This is a genomic window from Sphingobium sp. MP9-4 (assembly GCF_005281675.1).
In the GTDB taxonomy this organism is placed as follows: Bacteria; Pseudomonadota; Alphaproteobacteria; order Sphingomonadales; family Sphingomonadaceae; genus Sphingobium; species Sphingobium yanoikuyae.
Genome location: NZ_LUFI01000038.1, coordinates 113,677 through 140,508, shown reverse-complemented (window position 1 = coordinate 140,508; position 26,832 = coordinate 113,677). Strand labels below are relative to the sequence as shown.

The window sequence follows — 26,832 nt, the reverse complement described above, 5'->3', positions numbered from 1 at the left end:
AGACGAAAATGGAAGACGCATCCTATCATGAATGCCGGCCGGTGCGACGATTGATTCATGCGCGGCCAACGGGCAAGGAAGACATATGACCCAGCGTGTCCTTCTCATCGTCTCCGGCGGCATTGCGGCCTATAAGTCGCTGGAACTGGTGCGCCAGTTGCGCCGGCGCGGCATCGCCGTGCGGGCGGTGCTGACCGAAAGCGCGCAGCAGTTCGTCACGCCGCTGAGCCTGGGCGTGCTGACCGAGGATCATGTCTATGGCGACATGTTCGACCTCAAGGAAGAGCGCGAGATCGGCCATATCCAGCTGTCGCGGCAGGCAGACCTGATCGTCGTCGCACCGGCCACCGCCAATATCCTCGCCAAGATGGCGGCGGGCATCGCCGATGATCTGGCCACCACCATCCTGCTTGCCGCCGACAAGCCGGTGCTGGCAGTGCCGGCGATGAATGTGCGCATGTGGCACCACAAGGCGACGCAGCGGAACTTGGCGCAGCTCCATGCCGATGGCGTCCGCATCATGACGCCCGACGATGGCGAGATGGCCTGCGGCGAATATGGCAAGGGCCGGCTGCCCGAGCCCGAAGCGATCGCAGCGGAGATCGGGCGCCTTCTGGCCGCCGCCCCCCTGCCCGATCCGCTGGCGGGCCAACCTGATTTCGCGGGCGCGGATGAGCCGCTGGCCGGGCGCCATATATTGGTGACTGCCGGGCCGACGCATGAGCCGATCGATCCGGTGCGCTACATCGCCAATCGGTCTTCGGGCAAGCAGGGCTTTGCCATCGCCGCCGCTGCCGCCCGCGCTGGGGCGAAGGTGACTTTGGTGGCCGGCCCAGTCCATCTGCCAACACCTGCCAGGGTCACCCGCATCGATGTCGAGACCGCGCGCGAGATGCTGGCGGCGGTCGAGGGCGCGCTGCCCGCCGATGCCGCGATCATGGTCGCGGCCGTTGCCGACTGGCGCACCGCCGACGCGGCCGAGCAGAAACTGAAGAAGGATGGCTCCGGCCAGCCCGCGCCGCTCGCCCTGGTCGAGAATCCCGACATATTGGCGACGCTGGGCCATCATGCCCGCCGCCCCCGCCTGCTGATCGGCTTTGCCGCCGAGACGCAGAAGATCGCCGAACATGCGCAGGCCAAGCTGGCCCGCAAGGGCGCCGACTGGATCGTCGCCAATGATGTGTCGGGCGACGTCATGGGCGGCGACAGCAACAGCGTCCAGATCGTCACATCCACCGGCATCGAAAGCTGGGCCGCCATGGCCAAGAGCGATGTCGCCACCAAACTCATCGAAAAGGTTGCCAATGCCCTCTCCGCTGCCGCCGATTGATATTCAACTCATGCGCCTGCCCAATGGCGAGGGCCTGCCCGTCCCCGCCTATGCGACCGCACATGCCGCCGGCATGGACGTGGTGTCGGCCGAGGAGATCACCCTCAACCCCGGCGATCGCCATCCGGTCGCGACCGGTTTCGCGCTGGCGATTCCCGAAGGCTATGAGATTCAGGTGCGGCCGCGGTCCGGCCTGGCGCTCAAGCATGGCATCACCCTGCCCAACGCTCCCGGCACGATCGACGCCGATTATCGCGGTGAACTCAAGGTGCTGCTGATCAACCATGGCGCCGATCCCTTCCCGATCAAGCGGGGCGATCGCATCGCACAACTGGTGGTTGCGCCGGTTCAGCTTGCGAGCTTCGTCGAGGTCGATATGCTCGACGATACCGTCCGCGGAATGGGCGGCTTCGGTTCTACGGGAGTATGACCATCATGATGACCCCGCTGCTTTCGCTGATGCTTGCCGCCGCCACACCGCAGGCGCTGCCCGCCATGCCCCAGGATCTGAGCGAAGTGCCGGTGATCGAGGGCTGGCAGGGTCGCAAGGTGTCGCCCAAATGGTCGGAGAATGTTCACACTCTCTACCGCAAGGCATCGTGCAGCGGCGCGGTCAATTATGAAGGCTCGCAACTGCTGGAACTGGATGTGCTGTTCCTGCTCGACGGTCAGGGCCGGCCGCTGAAGATCGCGCCGGTCAATGTCCGCTGCCCGGATGTCGAAACATTCGTGAGCAAGCGCATCCTCGGCACGCTCAAGGGCAGCTTCCCCAAGACCGGCACCGACGAACCGGTCTGGATGCGCTCGCAGGTGCGCTTCCTCTGGTCGGACGCCTCGTGACGCTGACCGACGATCAACTGGAGCGCTATGCGCGCCATATCGTGCTGAAGGAAATTGGCGGCGCCGGCCAGGCGCGGCTGCTGTCGGCCGATGTGGCGGTGATCGGCGCGGGCGGCATCGGTAGCCCGGCCATTCTTTATCTGGCGGCCGCCGGCGTCGGCACGATCCGGGTGATCGACGATGACGCCGTCGCCCTGTCCAATCTGCAGCGGCAGGTGCTGTTCGGCACCGCCGAGATCGGCACGCCCAAGGCGGAAGCGGCGATGGCGGCGGTCGCCCGGATCAATCCCGACATCAAGCTGATCCCGATCAATGCGCGGATCGACGCGGACAATGCCGCCATGCTGCTGCGCGAGGCCGATGTCGTGCTGGACGGGTGCGACAGTTTCGCCACCCGGCTGGTGGTCGCCGATGCCGCGCAAGCGCTGCGCATGCCGCTGGTGTCGGCGGCGGTCGGCCCGTTCGAGGGGCAGCTCGCCACCTATCGCGGCTGGGAGACGGACAAGCCCTGTTATCGCTGCCTGGTCGGCAGCCCGGTCGATGCGCCCGAGCGCAATTGTTCGGAAACCGGTGTGATCGGCGCGCTGACCGGGGTGATGGGCAGTCTGGCCGCGCTGGAGGTGATCCGGGCGCTGGTGCCGTTCGGCACCGACATGGCGGGGCAGTTGCTGATCGCGGACCTGCTGGCGATGCGTTTCCGCACGCTGGGCGTGCCCAAGGATCCGGCCTGCCCCGGCTGTGCGGCGGAACTGTGCGCGCCCTGAGGATCGTCGTCATGACGGCCGATGCGGAGCGGCTGCGTGGCGCATTGGTGCTGGCCACGGCGCAGGCGGCATTGGGCGGCGAGGCCAGCCTGTTCCTGCAACTGGATGCCGTGGGCCTATTAGCACGTCCAATGGCTGCACCACAGGATGATGCGCACCACGCGGCAGGCTTGCCTACGCTCTCCGAATTGGTGAACGAAGCGCTGGACATGGACGTCGCCATGATCGCCTGCCAGAGCGGCCTTGCACTATCTGGGCTGTCCGCCGACAGCCTGCCCAAAGGTGTAGAGGTCGGCGGCCCACTCTCCTTCCTGCAACAGATGGACTCAGAAGCCCGGCTGCTGATCGCCTGAATCAGTCGCGCAGGAAGATATCCTCGATCTTCAAACCGAACAGGTCGGCGATGCGGAAGGCGAGCGGGAGCGAGGGGTCATATTTGCCCGTCTCGATCGCGTTGACGCTCTGGCGCGAGATGCCGAGCTGGGCGGCGAGATCGCTCTGGTTCCAGTCGCGCTCCGCCCGCAATATCTTGAGCCGGTTCTTCATGCGCGGCCGCCGGGCAGGATCGGCGCCAGCAACAGGCCCAAATTCCACAGGATGAAGGCGGCATAGGCGGGCGCATGGGGGGCAAGGCCGGAACCTTCGAGCAGGCCCCAGACAGTGGTGATCACCAGCATGAAACCGGCCGCGATCAGCGCGCGCCGGGCATGGACCATACGCAGATATTCGTCGCTCTCCTCCACCAGAAGGCGTCCCATCGCCCAGATGAAGCCGATCAGCGGCGGCGCCGGCAGCAAGGCGACGAGCACGGCCAGGACGCCCGCCGGATGCCATTCGCGCTGGATGGTGATGGCCGCGACCACGGTGACGATATTGGCGATCATCAGCGGCACGACCCGGCCGATATAGCGGGCGATCGCCGATCCGGGCACGCCGCGCGCCAGCCGCATCGCTTCCCAGATCAGCCAGCCCAGCGCCAGCAGGCCCGGCACCATCAGCGGCAATTTGCCGTTGCCGCTGATGGTGAAGATGTTGGCGGCGACGGCAGCGGCCACCATCAGCACCGTGAACAGCGCGGCGGCAGCGCAGATGCGCCAGGGAAAGGGGTGAATGGGTTCCGGGGCGATCATGACTCGTGCCTCCTGCTCTGAAAGGGTCAAGCGTCCTTTACAGAAACAGGAAGCAACGAGTCAACTTACCTTTACATTTTATCGCGTATCCTTGTCAGAACTGGCCATAGCGCTCATTGCCGACAAAGCCGAGCTTGGTGACGCCGGAACGGCGGATGTCGGCCAGGGTCTGGTCGACCACCAGATAGCGGGCGGCGGCGTCGGGCTGGAATTGCAGTTCCGGTTCGACCGGCATGGCGAGCGTCTGAGCGAGATAGCGGCGCAGCGTCAGGGCATCGACCGCATTGCCGTTCCAGCGGACCACGCCCGATGCGTCGATCGTCACCTTGTTCTTGATCGGATCGGGTTGGGGCAGGCTGGTATCGACCGGCGCCTGGGGCAGGTTGATACCCACGCTGTGGGTCTGGATCGGGATGGTGATGATGAACATGATCAGCAGCACGAGCATGACGTCGATCAGCGGCGTCGTGTTCATCTCGCCCATCGGCGCGTCATCCTGCGCGCCACGGGATTTTGCAAAGCTCAAAGCCATAAGTCCCTCCTGCGCTGATAATGATATATCAGCACATAAAACATGCGCCCATGGGTGACTCTTGGCAAGAGGGCTTCTATTGACAGGGCAGACCGCCCATTTATGGGGAAGGCGCGGCTTTTTGGGCCGTGCAACCTGAACATTTCACAGAAAGACCCCCCGTGTCCGCCATGCTCAAGATCACCCTGCCCGATGGTTCCGTGCGTGAAGTCGCGCCCGGCACTACCCCGGCGGATATTGCAGCGGCGATCGGGCCGGGCCTGGCCAAGGCGGCGATCGCTGCGAAGGTCGACGGCGAGTTGCGCGACATCATGCGCCCGCTGGAACAGGATTCGCAGCTGGCGCTGGTGACGGCGAAGGACGAGGCCGACGCGCTGGAACTGGCGCGCCACGATTTCGCCCATGTGCTGGCCGAAGCGGTGCAGGCGCTGTTCCCCGGCACGCAGATCACCTTCGGCCCGGCGACCGACGATGGTTTCTATTATGACTTCGCGCCCAAGGATCGCCCCTTTGCCGAGGAAGACCTGCCCGCGATCGAGGCGGAGATGCGCAAGATCATCGCCGCCAACAAGCCGCTGCGCCGCGAAGTCATCGCCCGCGACACGCTGATCGCCCAGTGGGAAGCGGCCGGCGAGACGTTCAAGGCGCAATGGGCCGCCGAGCTGCCGCAGGGCGAGGAACTGACCGTCTATCATAGTGGTGACGGCTGGTACGACATGTGCCGCGGCCCGCATCTGGCCTCCACCGGCAAGCTGGACCCGGCCGCGTTCAAGCTGACCCGCGTGTCGGGCGCTTACTGGCGCGGCGACCAGAAGAACGCGATGCTGAGCCGCATCTATGGCACCGGCTGGCTCAACAAGAAGCAGCTCAACGAGCATCTGACGCGGCTGGAAGAGGCCGGCAAGCGCGACCATCGCAAGCTGGGCGCGGAGATGGACCTGTTCCACCTGCAGCAGGAAGCGCATGGCAGCGTCTTCTGGCACCCCAAGGGCTATCTGATCTGGCGCGAGCTGGAAGCCTATATGCGCCGCGCGATCGACGATGCGGGCTATCGCGAGGTGAAGACCCCGCAGGTGATGGACGCGCGCCAGTGGGAGCAGTCCGGCCATTGGGGCAAATATCGCGAGAATATGTTCGTCATCCCCGACGAAGTGCCGAATGTGGCGGACGAAGGCCCGCTGGTGTCGGACGATGTCGACTGGATGGCCCTGAAGCCGATGAACTGCCCGGCGCACATCCTGATCTTCAAGCAGGGGATCAAGAGCTATCGCGACCTGCCCTTGCGCTTCTACGAAAATGGCTGCTGCCACCGCAACGAGCCGCATGGCGCGCTGCATGGCCTGATGCGGGTACGCCAGTTCACCCAGGACGACGCCCATATCTTCTGCCGCGAGGACCAGATCGTCGAGGAAGTGCGCGCCTTCTGTGCGCTGGCCGACCGGATCTACCGGGATTTCGGCTTCACCTACTCGATCAAGCTGGCGCTGCGCCCGGAAAAGCGCTTCGGCACCGAGGAAATGTGGGACAAGGCGGAAGAGGAACTGCGCAACGCGGTCGCCGCCGCCGGCCTCAACACGCCCGAATATGGCTGGGAAGAACTGCCCGGCGAAGGCGCCTTCTATGCGCCCAAGCTGGAATGGCACCTGACCGACGCGATCGGCCGCACCTGGCAGGTCGGCACGATCCAGTCGGACCGCGTGCTGCCCGAGCGGCTGGACGCTTCCTACATTGCCGAGGATGGCGAGCGTCATCGGCCGGTGATGCTGCACCGCGCGATCTTCGGCAGCTATGAGCGGTTCATCGGCATCCTGATCGAACATTATGCCGGCAAGTTCCCGCTGTGGCTGGCGCCGGTGCAGGCGGTGGTCGCGACGATCGTGTCGGATGCGGATACGTATGCACTGGACGTGGTCGAGAAGCTGCGCGCCGCTGGCATTCGCGCGGAAGCCGACGTGCGCAACGAGAAGATCAACTATAAGGTACGCGAACATTCGCTGGGCAAGGTGCCCAACCTGCTGGTCGTCGGCCGGCGCGAGGCGGAAGAAGGCACGGTCGCGCTGCGCGAACTGGGCAAGGATGGCCAGACCATGCTTTCGCTGAGCGAAGTGATTGCGCGCCTTGAAAAAGAAGGTCGCGCACCCGATATGGGTTGAGGCAGCAATGCCACAGGGTGCGTGATTCCGTTACGACGGAGGCACGCACCCCTTTCGGTTTTGTAGAAAAGCCGCTAAGAGCCACTCGGTTTTAATAGACTCAGGAGAAGCTGCTATACGTCCCCCGATGATGCGCCGCCCACTGGCGCCGCCGCCGAAGTCCGGCCCCCGGTATAACGAATTCATCACCGTGCCCAAGGTGCGCGTGATCGATGACGAAGGCGAAAATTTGGGCGTGATGTTTACGCAGGAGGCGATTGAGCAGGCCGCCGACGTTGGCCTGGACCTGGTCGAAGTGTCGCCCAACGCCGATCCGCCAGTCTGTAAGTTCCTGGACATCGGCAAGTTCAAGTACGAAGCCCAGAAGAAGGCGAACATCGCCCGCAAGACCCAGAAGACGCAGGAACTCAAAGAGATCAAGATGCGTCCGAACATCGACGATCATGATTATGATACGAAGATGAAGAAGGTCCATGATTTCATCGGCGATGGCGACAAGGTGAAGATCACCCTGCGCTTCCGCGGCCGCGAACTCAGCCACCAGCAGCTCGGCATGAACCTGCTGCAGCGCGTGGCGGAAAATGTCGCCGAGATCGCCAAGGTCGAAGCCTATCCGCGCATGGAAGGCCGCCAGATGCTGATGGTTCTTTCGCCGAAATAAATGGCGCCGCGACATTGAAGAACATGCGTATCGGGCGGGGTCTGGCGACAGACTCCGCCCGATACGCATTTGAGCGCGACTTAGTCGATCAACGACGTGTCGGGCGTGGCGCGTGCATCCAACGCCAGTTGCAGGAAGGCCAGGTCAAGCCACCGGCCAAATTTCATGCCGACCTGCGGCAGCAGGCCGACCTGGGTGAAGCCCAGTTGCTCGTGCAACCGGATCGACCCGATATTGCCGGCCTCGATGCCGGCGACCATGACATGCTTGCCGATCGCGCGGGCGCGATCGATCAGGGCGAGCATCAGCGCCTTGCCGATTCCCGCCCCGCGCTGATCGGCGCGGACATAGACCGAATGTTCGACCGTGTTGCGATAGCCATCCCAGGCGCGCCAGTCGCCAAAGGAGGCATAGCCAACCACGTCGCCCAGCGCATCGACCGCGACCAGCACCGGATAGCCCTGCCCCTGCCGCTCCGCCAGCCAGGCGCGGCGATTGGCAGCGTCGACCTGATGATCGTTCCAGATCGCCGTCGTGTTGACGACCGCGTCATTATAGATGGCCGCGATGGCCGGCGCATCGGCCGGGCCGGCATCCCGAATGGTCATTGGCGCAGGTCACTCCTTGATGGGTTCATATAAGGGCTCAGGCGGCGTTCGGCACGATCAGATATTTCTCGCCGGTGCGGCGGGCATTATAGGCCAGCACCGCGTCGCGCGTCAGCGCCTCGCGGAGCGACAGGCGCGCCTTATAGTGGCTGGCGAAGAGGCCGGTGAGATTGGCGCGGACGCGGGCGCGCATCCGCTCCCCCGTGTCCGCCCCCGCCTGCGCCAGGAAAGGCGTCAGCAGCCAGCCGCCGACCCGCCAGCTGAAGCCGAAGCTGCGCGTCAGCAGGGTTGGCGACAGGTCTAGGGCGCCATAGATATAGGCCTGCTTCATGGTGGCGGAGCCATAGCGGCTATAGGCAGCGCCCGCACTCGCCACCTGTTCCATCGCGCCCAATATCCGGCTGACCAGCGATCCGCCGCCAATCGCGTCAAAGGCGATGGTCGCCCCCGTTTCGCTCAGAGCGGCGACCAGCAGTTCGGCAAAATCATCGGCCGTGCTGTCGAGCACATGGCGCGCGCCCAGATCGCGCAGCAGCGCAACCTGCGCCGGGCTGCGGACGATATTGACCAGCGGGATGTCGTCCGCCTGGCAGATTTTGACGAGCATCTGGCCAAGGTTGGAGGCCGCCGCAGTATGGACCAGCGCCTTGTGCCCCTCTGCCCGCATGGTTTCGACAAAGCCGACCGCAGTCATCGGATTGACGAAGGCCGATGCCCCCTGCTCCGCCGTGGCGCCATCCGGCAAGACCATGCAGGCGCGCGCATCGACCAGCCGATATTGGGCATACATGCCGCCCGGCACACAGGTGACGCGCTTGCCGAGCAGCGCTTGCGCCTCCGGCGCTTCGCCCGCTGCGATCACCGTGCCCGCCCCTTCATTGCCGACCGGCATCGCTTCGCCCAGGCGCGAGGCCATGGCGCGCATCGCTGCCTCGGGCATCTGCGCCACCAGATAGCCATCGCCATATTCGGCATGGTCGACATCGGCCGACCCCAGCAGAAACCCGAGATCGGATGGATTGATCGGCGCCGCCTCGACCCGCAGCACGACCTGAGATCCGGTCGGCGCTGGCAGGGTCTGCTCTGCCAGCGATACGGTCAGTCGGCCATCGGGCGCGAGGGTCGAAAGAATTTGCAGACCGGTGATGTCGGACATGAGGAGGCTCCCTTGGCGGCGATGACATTGCGGCGATGAAAGGGGCTTAGCCTGCCACGCCGCCATCGGCCAGCATCGGCGCGATCAGGCGGCGGGGACCGCGCGGTAGAGCGTGGGATACATGGCGCGGAATGCCTTGAGCTTGGGCATGTCCCAGCGCTGGATATAGGGATGATAGGGATAGCGGGCCATGAAGTCCTGATGATCGGCTCCGGCATCCTGGAAGCCGGTGAAGGGCTCCACCTTGGTCACGATCGGGTCGCGCCACAGCTCGGCCTTCTGCAACTGTATGAGATAGGCGCTCGCTGCCTTGTCCTGCTCTGGATTGAGCGGGAAGAGCGCGCTGCGATATTGGGTGCCGCTGTCGGGCCGCTGATAATTGAGCGTGGTGGGATCGGTGATGACCGAGAAGAAGATGCGCAGCAGCGTGCCGTAGCTGACGATCTTCGGATCATAGGTGACCCGGACCGACTCGGCGAAGCCGGTATCGCCGCCGCTGACCATGTCATAATCGACCTTGCGGTCGCGCGGGCCGCCGGCGAACCCCGCCACGACGAGCCTGACGCCCTTCACATGGGAAAAGACGCCCTCGACACCCCAATAGCAGCCGCCCGCGAAGATCGCGGTTTCCAGCGACCGGGTCGGCTGCGCATCCAGCGCCGGAATCGGCGCGGGGACGGCAGGTTCGGCATGCAATGGGGAAGACGCGGCGGCGAGCGCCGCAAGGGGGAGTAGGAAAAGGCCCTTAGAACGCCGCACTGCCGACAGGGGTCGCGGTCGACGCGATCGCGGTCGAGGTCAGCGCCGGCGGCTCATTATTGGGCTGAAGCGCGAACATTGCGACCGCCCCGATGGCAAAGCCACCCAGGAAGCGGAAGAACAGTTCGGATTTCAAAAACGCCAACATGGCCAAGCCTTTCTGTCGCGATATCTTCGCGATCGTCGCCCGGTAGGACATTGCGCCTTGCCCCTGTCTGAACATGATCGCGCCGGACAGCGGCTTTCGACCAAGGACGGGAGCGGAGCGACGAAATGCCACCGCACATAAGTTTCTTTACGCAACGGGCATATAGCGCCTGCGGCGTCAATCACAAGACGCTGCAGTGCGAAAAAGACCGTTTCATTTTTTGAGACAATGGAAAAATCCGGCCGCGATAGACAGTATCGCGACCGGATTTTCAAGAGCTTATTGCAGGCCGACGATCATCGGCCGGCGCTTATTTCAGCGCTGCGCAGGCTTCCTGGATGCGCACGCAGGCGGTCTTGAGCACCTCTTCCGAGGTCGCATAGCTGATGCGGAAGGCCGGCGAGAGGCCGAAGGCAGCGCCATGGACGGCCGCGACCTTCGCTTCGTCGAGGAAATAGCCGATCAGCGCTTCGTCGCTGTCGATCAGTTGGCCCTTGGGCGTCACCTTGCCGATCACGCCGCTGGCGTCGGGATAGACATAGAAGGCGCCTTCAGGCGTCGGGCAGTCGAGGCCCGGCGCGTCGTTCAGCATGGCGACGACCATGTCGCGGCGCTTCTTGAAGGCGGCATTGCGCTCTTCCAGGAAATCCTGCGGGCCGGTCAGCGCGGCCACGGCGGCGGCCTGGCTGATCGAGCAGGGGTTGCTGGTCGACTGCGACTGCAGCTTGCCCATGGCCTTGATGATCCATTCAGGGCCACCGGCGAAACCGATGCGCCAGCCGGTCATCGAGAAGGCCTTGGAGCAGCCATTGACCGTCAGGGTGCGGTCATAAAGGTCCGGGCACACCTGGGCGATGGTGGCGAAGGGGGTCGGCGCGTACCAGACATGCTCATACATGTCGTCGGTCATCACCAGCACATGCGGGTGACGCAGCAGCACCTCGCCCAGCGCCTTGAGTTCGGTCGCCGAATAGGCGGCGCCCGACGGGTTGGACGGCGAATTGAGCATCACCCACTTGGTGCGCGGGGTGATCGCGGCGTCGAGCTGGGCCGGGGTGATCTTGTAGCCCTGGCTGGCCGGGCCTTCGATGAACACCGGCGTGCCGCCGGCAAAGTTCACGATGTCGGGATAGCTGACCCAATAGGGTGCCGGGATGATGACTTCATCGCCCACGTCGACGGTGGCGACCAGCGCGTTGAACAGGGTGTGCTTGCCGCCCGAGTTCACGCTGATCTGGCTGCGCTTGTAGATCAGGCCATTGTCGCGCTTGAACTTGAAGGCCACGGCTTCCTTGACGTCGGCAGTGCCGTCGACATCGGTATAGCGGGTCAGATTCTTGCGAATGGCCTCGATCCCCGCCTCTTTCACGAAATCGGGCGTGTCGAAATCAGGTTCGCCGGCCGAAAGACCAATGACGTCCACGCCTTCGGCTTTAAGGGCATTCACGCGCGCGCTCATCGCCAGGGTGGCGGAGGGCTGGATGCGACCGAGGGCTGCGGAAGTCTGGCTCATGGCAATGATCTTTCTCCAGAGCGATGCCCAGACGGACAAAAGCGTCCGCGTTCGACGGCATCGCGACAAAAAATAATATTATCTCCTTGCCTGCCGCGCAGGCAGACGCGGCGGTCCTTAGTGCGCAAAGGACGCCGGAGCAACCGCCAGTTGCCGGTTATTGGCTTGTGCGCGTCCTAGGAAAACTATCGGACCAGCGAGGCCGCGACCATCCCGCGCGACGCATTGCCGATGAAGAAGCCGCGTTCCAGATCATGGATGCGCAGATCCCCCTCCACCGCCTCGCCCATGTCGAGCAGGCTCTGGCGCAGGATTCCGCGCAGCAGCCCGCGCGAGGCCGGCGGCGTCACCAGCTTGTCGCCCCGCTCGACGAAGATGGAGGAGAAGCAGCCTTCGGTCAGATAGCCCTGCTCATCGGTCATCAGCACCTCATAGGTGCCGCCGCGCTGCAGCGCGTCGCGATAGAGGGAGCGGTCGGTGGTCTTGTGCTCCAGCCGGGGATCCGTGGCGGCGGCGAGCCGGGGCACGACCTTCACCTGCATGATCGCCTTGGGCCAGGTGCGATGTTCGCGCACCTCGATCGACACCGAGCCCTGGCGCGACACCAGCAACCGCACGCGGCTGAGTTCGCGCAGGCGGAAGGTTGCGGCCTGAAGCTCGTTGCGCACGCTGTGGCGGTCGAAGGCGAAACCCAGCGCCTGCGCGCTGTCCTTCAGCCGGCCAAGATGCAGTTCCAGCAGACGCACGCCTTCATGCGGATCGAAGGCCATGGTCTCGAGCAGATCATATCGTCCGTCAGCCACCGACATCGAACCTATTCACGCCCCACTGCAATCATCTTTCATCCCAGCGACAGGAAGCGCCCCTTGGCCAGGCATTCCGCCCATTCGGCCGACGCATCCGAATCCGCAACGATGCCGGAACCCAGGCCCAGGCGACCGATACCGCTTCCTTCTTCGACGCAAATGGTGCGAATGGCAACATTGAAAGCCGCGTCCCCCGCAGGATCCATCCAGCCCATGGCGCCAGTGTAGACGCCGCGGGCGAAAGGCTCGACCATATCGATGATCTCCATCGCCCGCACCTTCGGCGCGCCGGTGATCGATCCGCAGGGGAAAAGCACCCGCAGCACGTCGACCGGCGCCAGCCCCGGCAGCACCCGGCCGCGAATGGTGGACACCATCTGATGGACGGTCGGATAGGTTTCGACCTTGAACAGGTCGGGGACCGTGACCGATCCGGCCCGCGCCACCCGCGACAAATCATTGCGCAACAGGTCGACGATCATCAGATTTTCGGCGCGCTGCTTGGCATCGCGCGCCAGCTCGGTCGCCAGGGCGGCATCGCGATCCGGATCATGATCGCGCACGGCGGTGCCCTTCATCGGCCGCGCAGTCAGTTGCCCGCGCACCTGGGTGAAGAAGAGTTCGGGCGAGAAGGACAATATCTGATGCCCGCCAATGTTGATGACGCCGCCATAGCCGGCCTGCGCGCGCGGACGCAGCGCCGCATAGAGCGCCATCGGATCGCCGGCGAAGCGCAATTCGCACGGGAAGGTCAGGTTGACCTGATAGATGTCGCCGGCACGGATCAGTTCCTGCACCTGGTCGAACTGCGCGCGATAGTCGGCTTCGCTGACCAAGGGCCAAGGCGCATCGACGCTGACAGCCGCAGGATCGGGCAGCAGGTCCGCGACGCCATCGGCCGGGATGAAGCGACAGCCCTCGAACAGGCCGAACCAGAGCAAGGGCATGGCCTGCGGCCCGCCCTTGGGCGGGCGGTGCGCGATCGGCGCCAGCCGCTCCTCCAGCGCCAGCCCGGCTTCATAGCTGATATAGCCGGCGGCATGCAGGCCGGCCTCGCGTGCTTCGGCGATGCCGTCGAGCGCGGGCTGTACCTCCTCCATCCGCCAGGCGGCGATGACCGACACCGGATCGCGATACAGCCGTGCGGGCGCTGCCCCCTGGACGCGCGCATCGTCGAACAGGGCAAAGGCTTCGGTGGGACCAGGCAGGCGCATGGCGTCCTCTTAACAGGCTTTGGCGCGCACGAAAGAGCGATGCAGGCAGCAGCATGATTGCCCGGCGGGGCAAAGCTGGCTTAGACAGGAGCCATGTCCGACCAGCCCCCTGCCTCGACCAGCGAACCGCGTCCGTTCAAACCGGCCTTGCTGCTGGGCCTGCGCAGCCGCTGCCCGGCCTGTGGCGAGGGCAAGCTGTTCGCGCGCTTCCTGAAACCGGTCGCCGCGTGCAGCCATTGCGGCCAGCGCTGGGACGGGCATCAGGCCGATGATTTCCCGGCCTATATCGTCATCCTGCTGCTCGGCCATCTGCTGGTGCCGCTGATGATCGAGGTCAATGCCGCGCTGGCCATCCCGATCGGCTGGCAGGCGGTGCTATGGCCGACGCTGGCGGCGATATTGGGGCTGGCGATGATCCAGCCCGCCAAGGGGGCGGTGCTGGCCTTCCAATGGTCGCGCCGGATGCACGGCTTCGCCTGACGGCGCGCCGGGCCTTATTCTGCCGGCTTGCGGATGAAGTTGAGTTCCATCGCTTCGCGCAGCGTGTCGTCGATCGAGCGACGCCCCTCCGCCCCATGGGTGACGACGGTGGTGTCGCAGGTGGCGACGCATACGCCCTTCTGGAAACCGGCCGAGCTGATCGTCCAGCTGGTGCGACCGATATGGCCGATCGCGCAATGGACCTCGAACGGATAGGGGAAATGCGATTCCTCGATGAAGTTGAGGTTCACATTCGCCACCAGCCAGCGCACGCCCTGTTCCTGCGGGTGGCGGCCCATATGGTGATGAAAGCGGATACGGGCCGTTTCGAAGATACCGGAAATGGCCACATTGTTGATGTGACCCATGGTATCGAGATCCTGGAAACGCGTATCGATGCTCGTGATGAAGCGATATGCGTCGGGACTGAACCGCCAGGATTCGGGTTTGGCCATGTCCTGCTTTCCTTGAAATTGTTTTTTTCGCTCTTAGCCCAGCGATCTTGCGATGCAATGTTCGCGGCGAAAATGCCGCGACTGCGACCTTTATGACACAGACAAAATCATAACGATATTGTCACGAAACTGACGCCGCAGCGTCGCGATAGTCACATTGCAGTGCAACATGCCCAGCCTAGAGCGCCCGCCAATCACATCCGATTGGGGGATTTCACCATGCGCCACGCACTCAGCCTGCTGCTCGCTTCGACCGCCTGCATCGCCGCACCCGCCTTTGCCCAGGACATGGCGCCCGCCGCCGATGCCGCGGCCGATGCGGACAGCGCCGGCATCATCGTCTTTGGCCGGGGCGAAACCCGCCAGGTCCAGGAAATCACCACCCGCGACCTCGTCACCCTGACGCCCGGCACCAATGCGCTCAAAGCCATCGAGAAGCTGCCCAGCGTCAATTTCCAGTCGTCCGATCCGTTCGGCAGCTATGAATGGTCGCAGCGCGTCAGCATCCGCAGCTTCAACCAGAACCAGCTTGGCTTCACCTTCGACGGCATTCCGCTTGGCGACATGAGCTATGGCAATCATAACGGCCTGCACATCACCCGCGCCATCAGCAGCGAGAATATCGGCACCGTCCGCGTGTCGCAGGGCTCTGGCTCGCTCGGCACCCAGTCGACCGGCAATCTGGGCGGCACGATCGAGACCTTTTCGATCGACCCGGCCGATGCGCTGGGCGCACAGGGCAACCTCACCTATGGCAGCGACGAGACCTGGCGCGCCTTCGCCCGGCTAAACATGGGCAGCGCCGACGGCATTCGCGGCTATGTCTCCTACGCTTACGGCTCGACCGACAAGTGGAAGGGCCAGGGCACGCAGGACCAGCATATGGTCAATGCCAAGGTCGTGATCCCGGTCGGCGACGGCAAGCTGGATGGCTGGCTCAGCTATTCCGACCGCCGCGAACAGGACTATCAGGACATGTCGATGGACATGATCAACCGCCTGGGCTGGAAATGGGACAATACCTCGCCCGACTATGCCAAGGCGGTCCTCTATGCCGACATCGGCAATAATCGCGGCGAAACCGGCGCGCCGGTCAGCAACGCCGCCGCCGGCACCGTCTATCCCGACAATGTGACGTCGGTCTGGGACGCCTATTATGACGCCGCCGGCCTGCGCGAGGACTGGCTGGGCGCGATCGGCTACAGCACGCCGCTGGGCGATCATGCCAATTTCAAGATCAAGGGCTATTACCACAATAACAGCGGCATGGGCCTGTGGGCGACGCCGTCCGTCCCCAGCCCCACCGGTGGTTCGCCGCTGTCGATCCGCACCACCGAATATGACATGGACCGGATCGGCGCGTTCGGCAGCGTCGATGCGACGATCGGCGTCCAGACGCTGGAAGCGGGCGCCTGGTACGAGAATAACAAGTTCAACCAGGCCCGCCGTTTCTATGCGTTCAAGAGCCGCACCGAAGCCGGCCTGTCCTTCCGCGACTATCCCAAGAACCCGTTCGCGACCCAGTGGGAGTTCGATTTCACCACCGACACGATCCAATATTATGTCCGCGACAAGATCGACCTCGGCATGCTGACGATCAACCTGGGCTGGAAGGGCTTCAAGGTCACCAACGAGGCCGAGGCGGTCGTGTCCAGCAGCTTCCCCGAGGGCAAGATCAAGGCCGAGGACTGGTTCCAGCCCCATGCCGGCTTCGCCGTCGAACTGAGCCCCGAAGCGGAAATCTTCGGCGGCTTCACCCAGGTGACCAAGGCCTTTGCCAGCGCCACCACCACCGGCCCCTTCTCCACCAACCAGGCCGGCTTCGACCAGATCCGCGACGACCTGAAGCCGGAAAGCTCGGACACGTACGAACTGGGCCTGCGCTACAACACGTCGCGCTTCAACGGCACGCTGGGCGCCTATCTGGTCAATTTCCGCAACCGCCTGCTGGCGGTGCAGGTCGGCAGCCCGATCCTGGGCCTCGCCTCCGCGCTGCAGAATGTCGGCAATGTCCGCGCCGTCGGTATCGAGGCGGCCGGCGACCTGAAGCTGGGCCAGGGCTTCGGCCTCTATGCCAGCTACAGCTACACCGACGCCACCTATCGCGACGATGTGCTCAACAGCTCGGACGGCACGCTGGTCGCGGCGATCAAGGGCAAGACCGTGGTCGACAGCCCCAAGCATATGCTGCGCGGCGAGCTCAATTATGACCAGGGGCCGCTGTTCGGCCGGATCGGCGCCAACTATATGTCGAAGCGCTATTACAGCTATACCAACGACGCGTCGGTCGATGGCCGGGTGATCGTGGACGCCTCGATCGGCTATCGCATCACCGACCAGATCGAAGTGCAGCTCAACGCCAGCAACCTGTTCGACAAGAAATATATCAGCACGATCGGATCGGGCGGCTTTGGCAATAGCGGCGACGCGCAGACGCTGCTGATCGGCGCGCCGCAGCAATTCTTCGTCACCCTCAAGGCGGGTTTCTAAGATGAACAAGGCCGCGCTGCTTGCCTCCGCCCTGCTCGCCGTCACGCCGCTCCCGGCGCTGGCCGAGCCGGTGCTGCTGATCTCGATCGACGGGCTGCGCCCCGGCGACGTGCTGGAGGCGGACAAGCGCGGCCTTGCCTTGCCCAATCTGCGCCGGTTCCTGACCGATGGCGCCCATGCATCGGGTGTCACCGGCGTGCTGCCGACGCTGACCTATCCCAGCCACACCACGCTGATGACCGGCGTGTCGCCGGGCAAGCATGGCATCGTCAGCAACAACAGCTTCGACCCGATGCAGATCAACCAGGGCGGCTGGTATTGGTATGCGCAGGATGTGAAGGTGCCGATGCTGTGGGATGCGGCCGCAAAAGCCGGGCTGTCCACCGGCAATATCCACTGGCCGGTCAGCGTCGCCGCCAAGGGCATAAGCTGGAACCTGCCGCAAATCTGGCGCACCGGCCATGCCGACGACGCGCAACTGCTGGATGCGCTGGCGACGCCGGGCCTGAAGGCGGAACTGGAACGGGCGGTCGGCCAGCCCTATGCCATGGGTATCGATGAAAGCCTGTCCGGTGACCAGAACAGGGGCCGGTTCGCCACCGCCCTGATCGCCGCGCACCAGCCCAACTTCCTGACCGTCTACCTCACCGCGCTCGACCATGAGCAGCATGGCAGCGGTCCCGACACGCCGGCCGCCAAGGCCGTGCTGGAAAAGATCGACGCGATCGTCGGCGATCTGGTCGCCGCCGAGCGCAAGGCCCATCCCGACGCGCTGATCGCGCTGGTCAGCGACCATGGGTTCGAGGCGACTCATAGCGGCCTCAACCTGTTCCGCCCCTTCATCGATGCAGGCCTGATCACCCTCAGCGCCGACGGCAAGGTCGCGTCGTGGCAGGCCATGCCGTGGATCGGCGGCGGATCGGCCGCGATCATGCTGGCCCGCCCGGACGACCAGATGCTGGCCGACAAGGTGAAGGGCCTGCTCGACAGGCTGGCCGCCAACCCCGCCAACGGCATCGACCGCATCGTCGACCGGGCGGAAATGACAAAGCTCGGCGGCAATCCGCAGGCTGCCTTCACGATCAACCTCAAGCCCGGCTTCGTCACCGACATCTTCCGCGGCGCCAATGTGCCGCTGGTCGCGCCGACACCGGTCAAGGGCATGCACGGCTATTTCCCCGGCCCGGCCAATTTGCGCGCCACCTTCATGGCGATGGGACCGGGGGTGAAGCCGGGCAAGGATCTGGGCCTGATCGACATGCGCGCGATCGCGCCCACCCTGGCCAAGGCGTTGGGCGCCAAGCTGGCCGGCGCGGAGGCGGCGGCGATCGACCTGCGCTGATTCACCCGGCAACGGATCGTTTCCTGCTGCGACGATGGACTTCATTACCCCCGCGACATAATTTTGCGCCCAATCCAACAGGGTCATTTTCGGGGTAGTCCATATGCCGCAGCGTTACAGCCTGGCCGCCATCATCTTGCACTGGGCGATCGCCGCCCTGCTCGCCTTCCAGATCGCCGTCGGCTTGGCGCTGGGCAGTCTGGGCGCGCGCGGCTTTGCGCTGTTCCAGTTGCACAAGTCGATCGGCATCACCGTGCTGCTGCTGACGCTGCTGCGCATCGGCGTGCGCTGGTGGAAGCCGCGCCCGGCCAAGCTGGAGGGCGGCTGGCAGGGCGCGCTGGCCTCCGGCGTCCATGTCGGCCTCTATGCCTTCATGCTGGGCGCGCCGCTGACCGGATGGGCGCTGGTATCGACCGCCAAGGTCAAGGTGCCGACGCTGTTCTTCGGCGTCATTCCCCTGCCCCATCTGCCGCTGCCGATGGCAAGCCATGGCCTAGCCGAAGGCGGCCACAGCCTGCTCGCCTGGATCGGCATCGCGCTGGTCGCGCTGCATGTCGCGGGCGCGCTGCGCCATCATGTGCTGATGCGCGACGGGCTGATCTGGCGGATGGTGCCGGGCCGTTCGACCGCCTTGCTGCTGGGATTGCCCGCGCTGATCCTCGTCGGATTCCTGCTAGGCCGGGCGATCCTGCCGGGCGCCGCGCCTGAAGCGCCCGCGGCCCCCGCCACCAATGCGGTCGAAGCGGAAGACGTGCCTGCCGAAGACAATGCCGTCGAAGCCGCCGGCAATGCGAGCGACAATGCCGCCGCCCCGGCTGCGAACGAGACCGCGGCTGTTGCCGAGGAACCCGCCGGCCCGCCGCCGGCCTGGGCCGTACAACCCGGCGGCAAGATCGGCTTTTCGGTCGGCAACAGCGGCGAGACGATCAGCGGCAGCTTCTCCAAATGGACCGCGAAGATCGTGATGGACCCCGACCATCCCGAAAGCGCCGACATCAAGGTGACGATCGACATGGCATCGGCCAGCGTCGGCGACGCCTATAAGGATAGCATGCTGCCGGGCGACGAATTTTTCGGCAGCGCCGCCCACCCGACCGCAACCTTCGTCGCCAAGGGTGCGGAAAAGACCGGCGCCGACGCCTATCGCGCCAATGGCACGCTGACGCTGAAGGGCGTGGCCAAGCCGCAGGCGATCCGCTTCAACCTGTCGGGCAGCGGCACAAGCCGCAAGGTCAGCGGATCGGCCAGCGTCGCCCGCCTGCCCTTTGGCGTGGGCAATGGCGACAGCAGCACCGGCCTTGATCCCAAAGTGATGGTGACCTTCAACTTTGACGCCAAGGCGCAATAAGACCATGCGATGCATGGATTAACGTAACGGTTTCTGCCAAGAAGCGGACATGGAACGACAGAGCCGGCATCGCCGAACGCAGATTGAGGATGGGGTGTTCGTCGCCCTGGTGGTGCTGGTTTCCATCGCCTTCGCACTGGTGGTCGAGCCCTTTTTCGGGGCGATCCTCTGGGGCGTGATCGTCGCCATCCTGTTCATTCCGGTGAACCAGGGGCTGCTCAAGCTGATCCCCGGCCATCGCAACAGTGCCGCGCTGCTGACGCTGCTGCTGATCATCGCGATCGTCATCGTGCCGGCCATCATCCTGTCGATCGCGCTGGTGCAGGAAGCGACCGCGCTCTACGCCCAGATCAATGTGGGGAAGATCAACATTCCCCACATGTTCGCGCAGTTCCAGGCGGCGTTGCCCGACTGGGCATCGATCGGCCTGCGGCGGCTGGGCATATCCAATTTCGCGGCGGTCCAGCGGCTGCTGACCGATGGCCTGACCGCCAGTTTCCGCACCGTCGCGGCCCAGGCCTTCCTGATCGGCCAGGGCGCCTTCAGCTTCATCATCGCGCTGACGGTGATGCTCTATCTCACCTTCTTCCTGCTGCGCGACGGGCTCGACCTGACGCGCAAGCTGGACCGGGCCGCGCCGCTGCGGGTGCTGCATCGCCGCGCGCTGATGCGGCAATTCGTCATCGTCATCCGCGCCACCATCAAGGGCAGCATCGTCGTCGCCATCCTGCAGGGGCTGATCGGCGGGCTGGTGTTCGGCGCACTGGGCATTTCCGGCGCGCTGCTGTGGGGCGTGATGATGGGCTTCTTCTCGCTGCTGCCGGCCGTCGGCACTGGCCTCATCTGGGCGCCGGTGGCGATCTATCTGTTGGCGACCGGCGCGATCTGGAAGGGGCTGATCCTGATCTTCTGTGGCATGTTCGTGATCGGCATGGTCGACAATCTGCTGCGCCCGATCCTGGTCGGCCGCGACACCCGCATCCCCGACTATGTGGTGCTGATCACCACGCTCGGCGGGCTGCAATTGTTCGGCTTCAACGGCATCGTCATCGGGCCGGTGATCGCCGCCCTGTTCATCGCCACCTGGCAGATCGTGATCCGCACCCGCTCCAACGAAGCGGGCGCGCCACCGCTGACATTCTAGACCCTGATCGTCTGAGGTGAACGCGCTCCGCGCTTTCACCGATGGCGTGAATCAGGGTCTAAAGCCGGAGAATCAGCCGGCTTCCAGCGCCGCGCCGGCTTCCATCCAGACTTCCTCGGCCGCTTCGAGCTTCTTCTCGACTGCGGCGCGCTTCACCATCAGTTCGCTGGTGGTCATCTTCGCCTCGGCCCCGGTCGCGCTCTTGGGATCGGACAGCACGGCGTCGATCCGCTTGCGCTCGGCGATCAGCGTGGACATTTCGCGCTCGGCCTTGTTGACGGCATTCTTGAGCGTCTTCTGCTTCTCGCGCCATTCGGCAGCGGCCTTCTTGTCCGCCTTGCGATCGACCTTGGGCGCGTCGCCGCCCGACGGGTTGCCGTCCGCCTTGCGCAGGATGATGTCGGTATAATCGTCGAGCGATCCGTCGAACGGTTGGGCGGTGCCATTGTCGACCAGCACCAGCCGGTCGGCGACCAGTTCGATCATGTGGCGGTCGTGCGAGACGATGACGACGGCGCCCGAATATTCGTTGAGCGCCTGCACCAGCGCCTCGCGGCTGTCGACGTCCAGATGGTTGGTCGGTTCGTCGAGGATCAGCAGATGCGGCGCATCGCGGGTGATGAGCGCCAGCGCCAGCCGCGCACGCTCGCCGCCCGACATGGAGCCGACCTTCTGCGTCGCGCGCTCGCCGGAAAAGCCGAAGCGGCCAAGCTGGGCACGCACCGCGCCGGGCGTCGCGCCCTTCATGACGCGGGTCATATGCTCCAGCGGCGTGTCGGTGACGTCCAGTTCCTCCACCTGATATTGGGTGAAATAGCCGACATTCATCTTGGCCGAACTGTTGATGGCGCCTTCCATCGGCGCCAGCTGCGCGGCGATCAGGCGGGCCAGCGTGGTCTTGCCATTACCGTTGCGGCCGAGCAGCGCCAGACGATCGTCGGGATCGATGCGCAGATTGACGCGGCGCAGGATCGGCGTGTCGTCATAGCCGACCGAGGCCATGTCCATGGTGATGAGCGGCGGGCGCAGTTCGGCGGGGCTGGGGAAACCGAAATGCAGGCTGGGGTCTTCGATCGCAGCGGCAATGGGCTGCATCTTGGCCAGCGCCTTGGCGCGCGACTGGGCCTGCTTGGCGGTCGAGGCGCGGGCGGAGTTGCGGGCGACATAATCCTGCAATTTCTCGCGCTCGGCCTGCTGCTTGGCGCGTGCCGCCTCCTGCTGGGCCAGGCGCTCGGCGCGCTGGCGCTCGAACGCGTCATAACCGCCGGGATAGAGGGTCACCTTCCCGCCTTCGAGATGCAGGATATAGTCGACCACATTGTTGAGCAGGTCGCGCTCATGGCTGATGATGACCACGGTGCCGCGATAGGCCTTGAGGAAATTCTCCAGCCACAAGGTCGCTTCGAGATCGAGATGGTTCGACGGTTCGTCGAGCAGCAGCAGGTCCGGGTTGGAGAAGAGCAACGCCGCCAAGGCCACGCGCATCTTCCAGCCGCCCGAATAGCTGTCAAGCGGACGGCCCTGCATTTCCTCGTCAAAGCCCAGGCCGACGAGGATGCGGGCGGCGCGCGCGGGCGCGGTGTAGGCATCGATCGTGGTTAGCCGCTCATAGATATGGCCGAGGCGGTCGGGATCTTCGGTATGCTCCGCCTCCGCCATCAATTCGGCGCGTTCCTTGTCGGCGGCGAGCACGGTGTCGAATGGGGTGGCGGTGCCCGAGGGGGCTTCCTGCGCGATATAACCAAGGCGGGTGTCGCGCGGCATGTCGCAACTGCCCTCGTCGGGGTCGAGTTGGCCGATCATCACCTTCATCAGGGTCGACTTGCCCGCGCCATTGCGGCCGATGAGGCCGACGCGGCTGCGCGGCGGCAGCGCGGCGCCGGCGCGGTCGAGGATGGTGCGGCCGCCCAGGCGCACGGTGATACCGTTCAAGTTAAGCATGGCCGCGCCTGTAGCAGAGCTGCGGCGGGGGGTGAAGCGGCTTGGCACGCTTGCGAAAGCTGCAAAATATATAGTGTCGCAGAGGACGCATTTGCGCCGCTGCCGGTCCGCAGTCACGACTTCGCAATAGGAGATTTTTGCGAAGTCGTGCGGTCGACACGCAAAAAATGGGGGTGGGCAAGGGCCCACCCCGCAGGTGTCAGAGGCCGTCGACGGCCTTGCTGACAAGGATATTGACCGCGACGCGGCGATTCTGCGCCTTGCCCTCGATCGTGTCGTTGCTGGCCACCGGATCGGCCTCGGCCATGCCGGTCGGGGTCAGCATGCGATAGGGCTTCCAGCCGCACGCCTGCTGCAGATAATTGACCACGCGCGAGGCACGCTTTTCACTGAGTTCCTGATTCAGCTCCTCGCCACCGGTGGAGTCGGTATAACCCACGACCAGCAGCAGCGCGTTGCTCATGCCATTGGCCGAGGTCGCCGCGGCGCAGAGGTCATTCTTCGCCTGATCCGACAGCACCGCCTTACCGGTGTCGAAATTGACGTTGGTCGTACCCTTCACATTATACTGGTCGATCTCGCCCATGCGGCCACGCAGCGCCTCGGTCGCGGCGGTCTGTTCATCGAACCGCTGGGCCGTGCCGTTGTTGATCATCGACGCGGTCTTGAGATCCTTGTTCTGCAGGGCGATCTTGCTGGCAAGCAGCCCTTCGCCGGCCTGCAGGGTCTTCACTGTCACCGGCAGACCGTTCAGCAGCGACGTCGCGGCCAGATGGTCGCGGCCAAGGCCGAACAGCCCCTTGCTGGCGCTGATCTTGGTATCGTCATTGATGGTGATGACGCTCTTGCTGCCGTCGGCGGCGGTCACCTGCATCCGGTCGCCGCTGCGCGCGGAGATGATGCCCTTGATCTCGGGCCCCTCCGTCAGTTCGGCGGCCGGCATGGCGACGCTGGCCGACACATCGGCCGGCGGCGCGTCCTGGGCCTGGTCCTGCGCCACGACGGCGGCCGGGGCGGCCCCGGCCAGCAGGGCAAGCATCACAAGATATTTTTGGTTTTTGGACATGATAGGCATCACGCTGCTCCTTCACTTCTCGATCGGTCGGGCCTGCAGCATTGCAGCTTGTCGTCCGACGGCGGCCGCCTGGTGGCGTTTCCGGCCGTCAGAACCCCCTTCTTCTGACCTTCATAAATTTTGACGTCTTGGCGCCGTGGGATGCGCCAGACACATTGCCTGTTCGTGTCCGGCTTTCTGCTGCATGAACAGCCCGTGTTCCGGCCGTGTTGCGCAGGCCAGATGAGCGGATGATGCGACGAAACGAAGGTGGAGACGGAAAGTGTTAACGCGATCCACTTGAGTCATAACAGCTATAGATTGCCACCATACTTCGCCATGAAGGACCCTGTTGTTGTGAAACAAAAATCAGCGTCCGCGTGGAACAAATTCCGAATTTCTATTTTTGCGCTTTAATAACATTGACTTGAAACATTATTTGACGATCCGGCGTGCGGAGCAGGCCGAGGGACGCCTTGACCGGCCGCAGCCGCAACGCGCATCACCCGCCAGTCAACGGCACTGGTTGTGGCAATATGGTCACAGAGGGAAATATTCGCATATTTTGCGCAAAATAGCATTGCGACGCATTCGCATTATTGTTGCGATCACCTCGCAATACCGCTTAGGACGACGCCCAATTTCCTACCAGAAAACAGGGGTCTTCATGCTGTCCAAATATCACTGGCTTGCCGGCGTCGCACTATGCGTCGTCGCCCTTCCCGCCGCCGCCCAGACCAGCGCCGCACCGGCCGATGAGAATCGCGACGACCAGATCGTCGTCACCGGCACCTATACCCTGCCCGACAAGATCGACACCGCGACCGGCCTGGGCCTGACGGTGCAGGAAACGCCGCAGTCGGTCAGCATCATGACCGCGCAGCGCATCCTCGACCAGAATCTGATCAGCGTGAAGGATGTCATCACCAATGCGGTGGGCGTATCCGCCGACGAAGTCGACGATGTGCGCAACAGCTTCTTCGCGCGCGGCTTCGAGATCCGCAACACCCAGGTCGACGGCGTGCCCGCGGCCTGGACGCTGGCCGGTGGCAATGGCGAGACCAGCATCGACGTCTCCATCTATGAACGGATCGAGGTCGTGCGCGGCGCGACCGGCCTGCTGTCGGGCGCGGGCGATCCGTCCGCATCGGTCAACCTGGTGCGCAAGCATGCCGACGCCACCGACCTGACCGGCTATGTCAATGCCAGCATCGGCAGCTGGAACACCTGGCGCCTGTCGGCCGACATTGGCGGCGCGCTGACCGCTGATGGCCGCATCCGCGCCCGGCTGGTCGGTCGCTATGAAAAGGGCGACTATTTCATCGACATTCAGGACCGCAAGAAGTGGGTCCTCTATGGCGTGGTCGAAGCTGACGTCACCGATAGCACGCTGGTCCGCGTCGGCATGAGCCACCAGGACAGCAAGCCCAAGGGCGCAACCTGGGGCGCGCTGCCCACCTTCTACACCGACGGCACGCTGACCGACCTGCCCCGGTCGCAGACCACGGCGGCGGACTGGACCTACTGGAACACCACCAACCAGAATATCTATGCCACGGTGCGCCAGGAATTTGGCGATCGCTGGAACCTGACCGCCAATTACAACCGGCTAAAGACCACCGGCGATACGCAGCTCCTGTATCTCTATGGCGGCGTCGACAAGGCGACCGGCACGATGGACGGGACCAACCCCTACAAGTCCAAGGGCGAAAGCATCCAGAACAGCATCGACGCCCAGTTGAAGGGCCAGGTGGCGCTGTTCGGCCGCGATCATGAGGTCGTGCTGGGCGCGCTGCACAGCGTGCTGAAGCGGCACACCGACAATTATGTGGCGCCCTCGCCCTGGCTGACGGACGTGCCGGTGATCGGCCAGGAAGGCGTGCCCTATCCCGAGCCGGTCTGGGGCACCGACGCGGTGCGCAACGAACAGGAACGGATCGAGCAGACCGGCTATTATGGCGCGTTCCGCCTGAACGTGGCCGATCCGTTCAAAGTCATCCTGGGCGGCCGCATCGCCAGCTGGAACCAGCGCGGCTTCGCCTGGAGCGGGCCGAGCGACTATGGCGACGACAATGTGTTCATCCCCTATGTCGGCGCATTGTATGACATCACGGCGAACCATCGCGTCTATGCCAGCTATACCAAGATCTTCCAGCCGCAGAACCTGTATGACCGCGAACAGCGCCTGCTCGATCCGCTGAACGGCGCGGCCTATGAAATCGGCCTCAAGAGCAGCTTCTTCGGCGACGCGCTGCAGACCTCGATCGCGCTGTTCCGCATCGAGCAGGATAATGTCGGCGAGATGGACGGGCCGGAAATCATCCTGAACGGCCAGACCTTCCAGCCCTATCGCGCGGTCGAGGGCGTCACCAGCAAGGGCTTCGAACTGGAAGCCACCGGCCAGCCGCTGCCGGGCTGGAACGTCAATGCCAGCTACAGCCAGTTCAAGATCGAGGATCCGGACGGCAATGACGTGAACACCGCCCAGCCGCGCAAGCTGCTCAAGATCTTCACCACCTATGACCTGCCCGGCGTGCTGACCGGCCTGACCATCGGTGGCGGCGTCAATTATCGCAGCAAGGCCTATTCGGACGGCACCATCCCCGGCACCACGCCGGCCGTGCCCTTCCGCTTCCAGCAGGACGGCTATACGCTGGTCAGCCTGATGGCGCGCTATGCCGTGACCGAGCAGCTGCAGCTCCAGGCCAATGTCGAAAATCTGTTCGACAAGAAATATTACAGCCAGGCCGGTTCGTTCAGCCAATATCGCTACGGCGCCCCGCGCAATTTCACGATCAGCGCGAACTACAAGTTCTGATAAAAGAAGGGCGCCGTGGGAGACCAGGGCGCCCTTTTTGTTGGGGGGCGGATGGATGCTGACGCAGGTCCAGCATCAGGAATGACGCAACGTTGTTTTGGGGTGGCGCCCGGCCATTCCCCTCCCGCCGGCGGGAGGGGGAGCGA

Annotated in this window: 26 protein-coding genes; 13 read left to right on the top strand and 13 right to left on the bottom strand. The window is 64.4% G+C overall.

The window, feature by feature from the left end:
* Nucleotides 1-85: 85 nt before the first annotated feature.
* Genes coaBC through A0U87_RS13265 form a run of 5 tightly spaced genes read left to right on the top strand, consistent with a single transcriptional unit; the run spans nucleotide 86 to nucleotide 3,287 of the window.
* Nucleotides 86-1,330: a bifunctional phosphopantothenoylcysteine decarboxylase/phosphopantothenate--cysteine ligase CoaBC gene (gene coaBC / locus A0U87_RS13285; protein WP_137405615.1), complete on the top strand. Its 1,245-nt coding sequence runs from the start codon at nucleotides 86-88 to the stop codon at nucleotides 1,328-1,330.
* Nucleotides 1,305-1,760, top strand: a complete 456-nt coding sequence (dut, locus tag A0U87_RS13280; protein ID WP_048936403.1) for a dUTP diphosphatase — start codon at nucleotides 1,305-1,307, stop codon at nucleotides 1,758-1,760. Before coaBC ends, dut begins: the two co-directional genes overlap by 26 nt.
* 5 nt (nucleotides 1,761-1,765) lie before the next feature.
* Nucleotides 1,766-2,170, top strand: coding sequence for a hypothetical protein (locus A0U87_RS13275; RefSeq protein WP_048936461.1), 405 nt, complete (start codon nucleotides 1,766-1,768; stop codon nucleotides 2,168-2,170).
* Entirely contained in the window at nucleotides 2,167-2,934 is a 768-nt protein-coding gene (locus A0U87_RS13270; protein ID WP_048936402.1) for a HesA/MoeB/ThiF family protein, read from the top strand. Before A0U87_RS13275 ends, A0U87_RS13270 begins: the two co-directional genes overlap by 4 nt.
* Nucleotides 2,922-3,287 carry a DsrE/DsrF/DrsH-like family protein gene (locus A0U87_RS13265; RefSeq protein ID WP_170978397.1) on the top strand — a complete coding sequence of 122 codons (366 nt, stop codon included), beginning with the start codon at nucleotides 2,922-2,924 and terminating at the stop codon, nucleotides 3,285-3,287. Before A0U87_RS13270 ends, A0U87_RS13265 begins: the two co-directional genes overlap by 13 nt.
* Before the next feature lies 1 nt (nucleotide 3,288).
* Here A0U87_RS13265 and A0U87_RS13260 read toward each other — a convergent pair whose 3' ends face one another.
* The 3 genes from A0U87_RS13260 to A0U87_RS13250 all read right to left on the bottom strand — a co-directional run bounded on the left by A0U87_RS13260 (nucleotide 3,289) and on the right by A0U87_RS13250 (nucleotide 4,596).
* A complete protein-coding gene (locus A0U87_RS13260; protein ID WP_004208912.1) occupies nucleotides 3,289-3,480 on the bottom strand; it encodes a helix-turn-helix transcriptional regulator in 192 nt (63 codons plus the stop codon).
* Nucleotides 3,477-4,064 (bottom strand): hypothetical protein, encoded by a 588-nt coding sequence (locus A0U87_RS13255; protein WP_048936401.1) that lies wholly within the window; start codon nucleotides 4,062-4,064, stop codon nucleotides 3,477-3,479. Before A0U87_RS13255 ends, A0U87_RS13260 begins: the two co-directional genes overlap by 4 nt.
* Before the next feature lie 94 nt (nucleotides 4,065-4,158).
* On the bottom strand, nucleotides 4,159-4,596 hold the full coding sequence (locus A0U87_RS13250; RefSeq protein WP_048936400.1) for a biopolymer transporter ExbD: 438 nt from the start codon (nucleotides 4,594-4,596) through the stop codon (nucleotides 4,159-4,161).
* A gap of 170 nt (nucleotides 4,597-4,766) precedes the next feature.
* On the opposite strand from A0U87_RS13250, the gene thrS reads away from it, so the two are divergent.
* Together thrS and infC are read left to right on the top strand one after the other, a co-directional pair.
* A complete protein-coding gene (gene thrS, locus A0U87_RS13245) occupies nucleotides 4,767-6,749 on the top strand; it encodes a threonine--tRNA ligase (protein ID WP_048936399.1) in 1,983 nt (660 codons plus the stop codon).
* 127 nt (nucleotides 6,750-6,876) lie between these two features.
* On the top strand, nucleotides 6,877-7,410 hold the full coding sequence (gene infC / locus A0U87_RS13240; protein ID WP_029547879.1) for a translation initiation factor IF-3: 534 nt from the start codon (nucleotides 6,877-6,879) through the stop codon (nucleotides 7,408-7,410).
* 80 nt (nucleotides 7,411-7,490) lie between these two features.
* On the opposite strand, the gene A0U87_RS13235 is transcribed toward infC, so the two are convergent.
* The 7 genes from A0U87_RS13235 to pabB form a co-directional block, all read right to left on the bottom strand.
* A complete protein-coding gene (locus tag A0U87_RS13235) occupies nucleotides 7,491-8,018 on the bottom strand; it encodes a GNAT family N-acetyltransferase (protein WP_048936398.1) in 528 nt (175 codons plus the stop codon).
* 37 nt (nucleotides 8,019-8,055) lie between these two features.
* Nucleotides 8,056-9,174: a zinc-binding dehydrogenase gene (locus A0U87_RS13230; RefSeq protein WP_048936397.1), complete on the bottom strand. Its 1,119-nt coding sequence runs from the start codon at nucleotides 9,172-9,174 to the stop codon at nucleotides 8,056-8,058.
* Nucleotides 9,175-9,258: 84 nt separating this feature from the next.
* Complete coding sequence (gene msrA / locus A0U87_RS13225; protein ID WP_122928734.1) at nucleotides 9,259-9,933, bottom strand: peptide-methionine (S)-S-oxide reductase MsrA; 675 nt, start codon at nucleotides 9,931-9,933, stop codon at nucleotides 9,259-9,261.
* Entirely contained in the window at nucleotides 9,920-10,081 is a 162-nt protein-coding gene (locus A0U87_RS13220) for a hypothetical protein (protein WP_199909680.1), read from the bottom strand. Before A0U87_RS13220 ends, msrA begins: the two co-directional genes overlap by 14 nt.
* 310 nt (nucleotides 10,082-10,391) lie before the next feature.
* The gene (locus tag A0U87_RS13215; protein WP_037515969.1) at nucleotides 10,392-11,594 is read right to left on the bottom strand and encodes a pyridoxal phosphate-dependent aminotransferase; all 1,203 of its coding nucleotides are present in this window, start codon (nucleotides 11,592-11,594) and stop codon (nucleotides 10,392-10,394) included.
* Between the two features lie 185 nt (nucleotides 11,595-11,779).
* Nucleotides 11,780-12,403, bottom strand: a complete 624-nt coding sequence (locus A0U87_RS13210; protein ID WP_004210299.1) for an aminotransferase class IV — start codon at nucleotides 12,401-12,403, stop codon at nucleotides 11,780-11,782.
* A 32-nt stretch (nucleotides 12,404-12,435) separates the two neighbouring features.
* The gene (gene pabB / locus A0U87_RS13205; RefSeq protein WP_137405614.1) at nucleotides 12,436-13,614 is read right to left on the bottom strand and encodes an aminodeoxychorismate synthase component I; all 1,179 of its coding nucleotides are present in this window, start codon (nucleotides 13,612-13,614) and stop codon (nucleotides 12,436-12,438) included.
* Between the two features lie 93 nt (nucleotides 13,615-13,707).
* Between pabB and A0U87_RS13200 the strand changes: the two genes are divergently transcribed.
* On the top strand, nucleotides 13,708-14,094 hold the full coding sequence (locus A0U87_RS13200; protein WP_037515965.1) for a DUF983 domain-containing protein: 387 nt from the start codon (nucleotides 13,708-13,710) through the stop codon (nucleotides 14,092-14,094).
* Nucleotides 14,095-14,108: 14 nt separating this feature from the next.
* Here the strand turns inward: A0U87_RS13200 and A0U87_RS13195 are convergent, their stop codons facing one another.
* On the bottom strand, nucleotides 14,109-14,549 hold the full coding sequence (locus tag A0U87_RS13195) for a thioesterase family protein (RefSeq protein ID WP_004210293.1): 441 nt from the start codon (nucleotides 14,547-14,549) through the stop codon (nucleotides 14,109-14,111).
* 219 nt (nucleotides 14,550-14,768) lie between these two features.
* Here A0U87_RS13195 and A0U87_RS13190 point away from each other — a divergent pair, with 219 nt between their 5' ends.
* The 4 genes from A0U87_RS13190 (at nucleotide 14,769) to A0U87_RS13175 (ending at nucleotide 20,873) form a co-directional block, all read left to right on the top strand.
* Nucleotides 14,769-17,039, top strand: coding sequence for a TonB-dependent receptor (locus A0U87_RS13190; RefSeq protein ID WP_048936393.1), 2,271 nt, complete (start codon nucleotides 14,769-14,771; stop codon nucleotides 17,037-17,039).
* A gap of 1 nt (nucleotide 17,040) precedes the next feature.
* Complete coding sequence (locus A0U87_RS13185) at nucleotides 17,041-18,381, top strand: ectonucleotide pyrophosphatase/phosphodiesterase (protein WP_048936392.1); 1,341 nt, start codon at nucleotides 17,041-17,043, stop codon at nucleotides 18,379-18,381.
* Between the two features lie 103 nt (nucleotides 18,382-18,484).
* Entirely contained in the window at nucleotides 18,485-19,729 is a 1,245-nt protein-coding gene (locus A0U87_RS13180) for a YceI family protein (protein WP_137405613.1), read from the top strand.
* Between the two features lie 49 nt (nucleotides 19,730-19,778).
* On the top strand, nucleotides 19,779-20,873 hold the full coding sequence (locus tag A0U87_RS13175) for an AI-2E family transporter (RefSeq protein ID WP_048936390.1): 1,095 nt from the start codon (nucleotides 19,779-19,781) through the stop codon (nucleotides 20,871-20,873).
* A 72-nt stretch (nucleotides 20,874-20,945) separates the two neighbouring features.
* Here A0U87_RS13175 and A0U87_RS13170 read toward each other — a convergent pair whose 3' ends face one another.
* Together A0U87_RS13170 and A0U87_RS13165 are read right to left on the bottom strand one after the other, a co-directional pair.
* The gene (locus A0U87_RS13170) at nucleotides 20,946-22,814 is read right to left on the bottom strand and encodes an ABC-F family ATP-binding cassette domain-containing protein (protein ID WP_026109113.1); all 1,869 of its coding nucleotides are present in this window, start codon (nucleotides 22,812-22,814) and stop codon (nucleotides 20,946-20,948) included.
* A 199-nt stretch (nucleotides 22,815-23,013) separates the two neighbouring features.
* Nucleotides 23,014-23,889, bottom strand: a complete 876-nt coding sequence (locus A0U87_RS13165; RefSeq protein WP_026109112.1) for an OmpA family protein — start codon at nucleotides 23,887-23,889, stop codon at nucleotides 23,014-23,016.
* Nucleotides 23,890-24,535: 646 nt separating this feature from the next.
* Here A0U87_RS13165 and A0U87_RS13160 point away from each other — a divergent pair.
* Nucleotides 24,536-26,686, top strand: coding sequence for a TonB-dependent siderophore receptor (locus tag A0U87_RS13160; protein ID WP_137405612.1), 2,151 nt, complete (start codon nucleotides 24,536-24,538; stop codon nucleotides 26,684-26,686).
* Nucleotides 26,687-26,832 lie beyond the last annotated feature (146 nt).